Annotated in this window: 7 protein-coding genes; 2 read left to right on the top strand and 5 right to left on the bottom strand. The window is 59.4% G+C overall.

The annotated features are described in order from the left end of the window. Window positions 1–10: 10 nt before the first annotated feature. From T281_RS07015 to T281_RS07005, 3 genes are read right to left on the bottom strand one after another with little or no spacing between them, the layout of a single operon-like run. The gene (locus tag T281_RS07015) at window positions 11–2116 is read right to left on the bottom strand and encodes a chemotaxis protein CheA (RefSeq protein WP_037236336.1); all 2106 of its coding nucleotides are present in this window, start codon (window positions 2114–2116) and stop codon (window positions 11–13) included. Window positions 2117–2128: 12 nt separating this feature from the next. Further along, window positions 2129–2494, bottom strand: a complete 366-nt coding sequence (locus tag T281_RS07010) for a response regulator (protein ID WP_037236333.1) — start codon at window positions 2492–2494, stop codon at window positions 2129–2131. Next, complete coding sequence (locus T281_RS07005) at window positions 2487–2786, bottom strand: STAS domain-containing protein (RefSeq protein ID WP_013420140.1); 300 nt, start codon at window positions 2784–2786, stop codon at window positions 2487–2489. The genes T281_RS07010 and T281_RS07005 overlap by 8 nt, the downstream gene beginning before the upstream one ends. A 458-nt stretch (window positions 2787–3244) precedes the next feature. Between T281_RS07005 and T281_RS07000 the strand changes: the two genes are divergently transcribed. Further along, a complete protein-coding gene (locus T281_RS07000; protein ID WP_199502233.1) occupies window positions 3245–4258 on the top strand; it encodes a flagellar motor switch protein FliG in 1014 nt (337 codons plus the stop codon). 14 nt (window positions 4259–4272) lie between these two features. Next, the gene (locus T281_RS06995; protein ID WP_037236325.1) at window positions 4273–5217 is read left to right on the top strand and encodes a FliM/FliN family flagellar motor switch protein; all 945 of its coding nucleotides are present in this window, start codon (window positions 4273–4275) and stop codon (window positions 5215–5217) included. Between the two features lie 34 nt (window positions 5218–5251). Here T281_RS06995 and T281_RS06990 read toward each other — a convergent pair whose 3' ends face one another. Then, window positions 5252–5707: a hypothetical protein gene (locus tag T281_RS06990; RefSeq protein WP_037236322.1), complete on the bottom strand. Its 456-nt coding sequence runs from the start codon at window positions 5705–5707 to the stop codon at window positions 5252–5254. An 11-nt stretch (window positions 5708–5718) separates the two neighbouring features. Beyond that, a complete protein-coding gene (locus T281_RS06985) occupies window positions 5719–6075 on the bottom strand; it encodes a hypothetical protein (RefSeq protein ID WP_155955144.1) in 357 nt (118 codons plus the stop codon). Window positions 6076–6117 lie beyond the last annotated feature (42 nt).

Below are 6117 nucleotides of genomic sequence, written 5' to 3'. Positions count from 1 at the left end.
TTTTCGGGATTTAGCCCTGCGCTTGCAAGACGGGCTCGACGGACGCTGACGCCCTTGTGAAAGCTGGCATCTGGTCGGGCATATCGGCCCCATGTTCGCGCTCAGACTTGGGATATCGGTCCAGGTTTGCACTCGCGATCGAGCAGATATCCTCAAGGTTCAGGATCAGGGCGACGCGGCCATTGCCGAGGATCGTGGCGCCCGCAATGCCCGGCACCGGGTCGGCATTCTCGTTCAGGTTCTTGAAAACGAACTGCTGCTGGCCGATCAGTTCGTCAACCACGAGGCCCGCCTTGGTGCCGTTTTCCGTCTCGACCACGACGACGAGCGACGGATGCGTGTCCTCGCCTTCGCCCGCTACATTGAAGAGTTGGTGCAGATGAATGAGCCGGATGTACTCTCCGCGAATAAAGATGACATCGCCGCCAGCAACGGAGCGGATCTGTCGCCTGTCGGGACGCACGGTTTCCACGATGCTCGCCAGCGGGATGATGTACTTTTCCCCGCGAACCGCGACGTGCATCCCGTCGAGCACCGCCAGCGTGAGCGGAATGACGAGAGTGAAGCTTGATCCCTGGCCTTGCACAGAATTTGTGTGGATGCGGCCGCCGATGCTGGCGATGTTGCGCCTCACGACATCCATTCCAACGCCGCGACCGGATACCTCTGTTACCTTTTCGGCCGTGGAAAATCCGGGGGCGAAGATCAATTCGTGAATCTCTTCTTCGCTGAGCTTGGCGTCATCGCGGACGATGCCCTTGCTGATGGCTTTCGCCAGCACCTTTTCCGTATCGATGCCCGCGCCGTCGTCCGCGATGGTGATGAGGATGTTGCCGGCCCGCTGCGTGGCGGACAAGTGGATCACCGCTTCTTCCGGTTTTCCCGCCGCAAGGCGCAATTCGGGCATTTCGATGCCGTGGTCGATTGCGTTGCGGATCATGTGCGTGATGGGATCGACCAATTCCTCGACGATGGTCTTGTCCACCTCCGTCTCGTCACCTGAGGTGACCAAGCGCACCTTCTTGCCGAGCTTGTGCGACAAGTCGCGCACAAGCCGCCCCATGCGCGCGAAGACCGTGCGCGCGGGCTGCATGCGAATGGCCATCACGCACTCCTGTAACTCCCGTATGTGCGCTGCTAGCTCATCCGCTCCCTGCACGCGCTGGTCACGCATATTCGTTCCGTGCTCGGAAAGCTGCTGGGTCAGCATGGCCTGCGTGATGACGAGTTCGCCGACCATATTGATAAGGCGGTCGACGCGGGCGAGGTCGACGCGGACGAAGCTCGGGCTCTTCGCCTTGCGTTCGGAGCCATCACGGGGCGCAGCAGGAAGCGACTCGGAGAGCGCGCGCGGCGGCACCTTCGTTTCCCTCGGCGTCTCGGCAGGCTCCGCTTCGACGACCAGATCGCAATCCTGATCCACGAACTCGAAGACTTCATCTATAGCGGCGCGCGAGGCCTTGGTCCGCAGCGTGAACGAAAACCCGAGATAGGACTCCTCCGGATCGAGGCGCTCCAGGTCGGGCAGTTCGCTGCGGTCGCAGCAAACGTCGAGTTCGCCGAGGCGTCTCAGTTCACGGATGATGAGCAGCGGCTCGTTGGCGTGGCGGAACAACTCGCGGTGAGGCGTAAAGGTGATGCGCCAGATCCGCATCTCGACATCCTCGGTCGCGGCGGCAGTCGTTTCCGGAAAAGAGGCGCGGCCCACCTCCGAGCTCATCAACGCCTCAACCTCCGCAAGAACGTCCGCCCCGAAGCCTTCGGGAATGGCGGTGTCCATCTGCGCGGCATCCACGAGGGCTGCAAGCACGTCACCGGCGCGGAGGCAGACGCTCGCGACATCCGCACTGAGTTCCATACGTTCATCGCGCAGCCGGTCGAGCAGGGCTTCGAAGCCGTGCGCGAATGTGACGAGCGACCGGAAATTGAAAGCCGCCGCGCCAGCCTTGATCGAATGCACCGCACGGAAGATCGCGTTCAGGTTCTCGGAATCGGCGGCGTTCGCATCCAGCGTCGAAAGGCGCGAATCCAGATCTGGCAGCACTTCGGCGCATTCGTCGAAGAACGTCGCCCGAAACTGGTTGAGGTCCAGCGCGGAAGTTGGGTCGGAAGACATCTGAGCCTCGCGTTACGGGCAAACCTTGTTTACAACTTGCAGCAACTTCTCGGGCGAGAACGGCTTCACGATCCAGCCAGTCGCGCCAGCCTCGCGGCCCTTCTGCTTCGTCTCATCGCTGCCTTCCGTAGTCAGCACGAGGATCGGGGTCGCTTTGAATTGAGGCTGTGACCGCACATGCCGTATGAAGGTCATCCCATCCATATTCGGCATGTTGACGTCGGTTATGATGACGTCCACGCTGGCGCTGCCGAGCACGGTGAGACCCTTCTGGCCGTCTTCGGCTTCGACCACGTCAAAGCCCGCATTTTTGAGAGTGAACGCGACCATGTCGCGCATGGTCTTCGAGTCGTCGACGGTGAGGACGCGCTTAGCCATCGGCCTTGCTCCAATCTGTAATTAGCGAACTGCAACCGATGTCCGTGAATGCGGCCTGCAGCGTCTGGGACGGATCGACAAGGACCAGACTCCCACCTTGCTTTTCGGCAGAGCAAGCGGCAGACATCAGCAATTGCAGGCCGGGTGTCGTTGCGATGGCGACGTCGGAGCCGATGACGCGCAGGTCCGGTGAGACGGCCAGCATCGCGACGAGGCTCTCTTTCAGCTCCGGGACAGTCCTGATATCCAGGGTGCCCGGAAGTTCGAGTGTCTTCGCATCTGTGGATGTCAAACGAAGCCCCCTTGGTACGGGCCACTGGCTCTGACGCCGTCGCCCCTGTTTTTCAACCTGTAGCAGGTATAGCGCGCACATATTAAGGGCTGGTTGCAACCGACTGCGACCTGTGGTTGTTATTTTTTGCGCCACCCCGCCGCTGGTTAGATATTGTTAAGGTATCGGTTTTATACCTATTTCCACAGCAGGTTGCATTCTGCAGGACACGCTCGCATTGATGGCACCTAGGCCGATCATTCCCCGCAAGCGAGCATATTTTGATGACAGTTGCCCCTGTTGGGAAACGCCCCGTTGTGCGCGGGGCGTTTCCTTCGTTTGAGCGGGAGATGTTTCTGCGCCGCAGTCGCAGGGCGTTTTGCAATTCGCGAACAGATTTTGTGGGGTTCGTGCGGCGACGTGGGTTTTGCGCAAGCTGAATCATGTCTGGGTTGAGTGAGTCTCAACCGGTGGACCACGTGACCGACACGCTTATCATTGACCAGGAGCCCCCGCGACAATTGAGCGGGGCCGACAGAGCGGCCGCGCTTCTGCTTGCGGTCGGCGCTGAAAACGCGTCCAAGCTTCTCCCGCATCTCGGCGAAGAGGACATCCGCGCGGTGGCGCGCTCTGCATCCCGTCTGGGTGCGGTGCCGCAGGCGATCGTAAACCAGATTGCGGGCGACTTTCTCCTTCAGTTGTCGAACGAAGGCGGGCTCAAGGGCTCCGGCGACGCGATCGAGGGATTGCTGAGCCGCGTCTTGCCCCCGGCGCAGGTGCGCCAGATCATGGCCGACGTTCGCGCCCGAATGAACGAGGCGGTATGGCCACGGCTCGAAGAGCTTCCGCCGCACGTCATCGCACAGTTTCTGAACCGCGAGCACCCGCAGGTCATCACCTTCGTGCTGTCGAAGCTCAGAATTTCTTTTTCGGCCGAGATCGTACCGATCATTCCGAACCGCAACGAAGTCATGCGGCGGATGCTGACGACGAAGCTTGTCACGCAGGGCGCTATACGGCTGCTCGAACAAACCCTCAGGGATGAGCTCATTCTCAAGGTTGCGAAGGCAACGGGCCAGAACAGTCACGAGCGCGTGGCAAAAATCGTAAACCGGCTGAACCGCAAGGCGATGGAGGACGTGCTCCAAAGCCTCGAAACCTGCCGTCCGAAAGAGGCGGAAATGGTCCGCAATCTCATGTTCACTTTCTCGGACATCGCAAAGATGTCGGAGAAATCGCGGATCGAGCTTTTCGAAAACATCGAAGCGGATCGAATCGCACCCGCTCTTCTCGGACTGGACGACGGCATCAAGGAACTCATCCTCTCCTCGATGCCCACCCGCACGAGGCGCAACATCGAGCAGGAACTGGCGAACCCGCCGAGACTGACCGAGGAAGAGATCGAGACCGCGAGACGGGAAGTTGCCGACGTCGCGCTCAAGCTTTCGGAGCAGGGCATTATCTCCCTTAATTTCGCCGACGGTTCGAACTGATCATTGGAGAACGCATGGCAAGCCAATCGCCCGATGCCGCCGCCGGGGCGGGCGTCGAGATCATCGACAAGCTGAAAGAACTGAGCAAACTTTCGCTCGACCGCCTGCCCGTACTCACATCGATCTTCGAGGGCATGGCACTCTCGTGCTGCGACGAGTTCCGCGAATACTGCTCTCCGGCCGTGACCGCCTTCGTCAACCAGATCGTCTCGGGCGATTCGTGGGATCTGCTTGAGGCGTGCTCGGACGGCGTCTCGGTCATTTTTTATTGTCGTGAATGGGACGCGCGCATTGTGATCGGGGTGGAGCGACGGCTCATCTTTTCGATCGTCGATGCGATGTATGGCGGCGACGGCAGCGAACTGCCCTACGAGGACAAGCGCTCATTCACCGCGCTTGAGACGAAGATTGGCCGTGTCATCTGCGAATTTGGCGCGCGCTCTTTCACGGAGTCCTTCCGGACTGTCGGCGAAATCACTCTCGCTCCCGAGCGCACTGAAACTGCGCTCGATTTCGCGAGCCTCGGCCAGCACAACATGATGCTGATCCACGCGCAGATCCTGTTCCAAGTGCTGGACGTTGGTGGCGTCATGTTCGTGCTCATCCCGCAAAACGTGTTGCTCCCGGTGCGGCAAAAGCTTGAGCGGCAGCGCGCTCCCATGCTTTCGTCGGTGGATCCAAGATGGACGAGCCTGCTGAGCCAGCGAGTTTCGCGCGCGGAGGTGTCGATGGACGCCGTCATCCTCGGGAAGGAGATCGAACTTGGTCAGATGTTGAAACTGGAGGTCGGCAAGACGCTGGAACTCGAAGGCACCGAACGAAATATCTTCTTCGAGTATGAGGGCGACCGTCTCTTTCGGGGCTGTCTCGGCCGAGAACGCGGCACTTATACAGTTACCATCGACGAAGCCTTGTCCGATATCGATGTTGAAGAGACAGAATCGCGTCATCGGTCCTGATCGCAACGAGACCTGCGATAGCCGTTCGCGGGTCTCATTGCTGCCTGGATAGCTCTTCCTTGCCCAGGAAGTGCAAACTCGAAATGAAGACCTCCTTTATGGTGTTGCCTCCGAGCTTCGAGTTCGCATTTTTTCTGATGTCGTCCGTAATTTGCGGGAGACTGTCCTTGCTGAGTTTCGCGAGAGCAAGCCTGTCCTTAAGGAAAAGCGCTTTCAGCGCCTCGTCGGTTACGGCAAGCTCGATATAAGTGGACGTATGCCCCCCCGACTTGACGTTAGCCACCACGGACATCTGAAGAAGCACGTAGCCCTGAACGCCCCCGGTCTCGATTACCGGGATCGTCAACTGCTTTAACTTGATCGGAATTTCCTCGACCACCTGCTCTTCGGGCGGCGACGAGATGGCGCGGTTGGCGGCGATGCTTCCGGCAAAGACGGCTCCAAGAGTAACCGCAGCAATCAGCGCGGCAGTGGCAAGGTCTCGAAACACGAAAGCCTCCTTTATCGGATTATTGATCTGGAGTAGGTGCCATCCGATTCGGAATCGCAGATCGCGTGCATGATCGTCGCGGTAATGGCACGCGCGGCGTCAAGATGCATCAGCAGCAACCATTGGTTAAGGTCGAGCTTTTGCCGCGCGAGATCAACGAGCGGCCTAAGATCGTCCGGCAGGGCCTGCGCCGAGATCGAGATGCCAATATGATGTAGCTCAAGAAGAGACTCGGTCTTGGCGGCGCTGAACTCACCGATATGTCTTGCGTCGAGCGCAACCAGAGCGTTGTTCTCCGCGTCGAGAGTGCGAACGAGTCGCTTCAACGCAACTCGGGCAACGCCTATTGTTTTATCTCTGTCAGTCATATGCTCCCCCTTGAGAAGCTGAGCCTTTTTGCCGGTTGAGTT

The organism is Rhodomicrobium udaipurense JA643 (genome assembly GCF_000636015.1).
GTDB lineage: Bacteria > Pseudomonadota > Alphaproteobacteria > Rhizobiales > Rhodomicrobiaceae > Rhodomicrobium > Rhodomicrobium udaipurense.
This window is presented reverse-complemented; position numbering and strand designations above follow the sequence as displayed.

Bases quoted from the DNA above. Each gene is read 5' to 3' on its own strand.
- T281_RS07015 (WP_037236336.1), bottom strand. From the start codon at position 2,116: ATGTCTTCCGACCCAACTTCCGCGCTGGACCTCAACCAGTTTCGGGCG.
- T281_RS07010 (WP_037236333.1), bottom strand. From the start codon at position 2,494: ATGGCTAAGCGCGTCCTCACCGTCGACGACTCGAAGACCATGCGCGAC.
- T281_RS06995 (WP_037236325.1), top strand. From the start codon at position 4,273: ATGGCAAGCCAATCGCCCGATGCCGCCGCCGGGGCGGGCGTCGAGATC.
- T281_RS06985 (WP_155955144.1), bottom strand. From the start codon at position 6,075: ATGACTGACAGAGATAAAACAATAGGCGTTGCCCGAGTTGCGTTGAAG.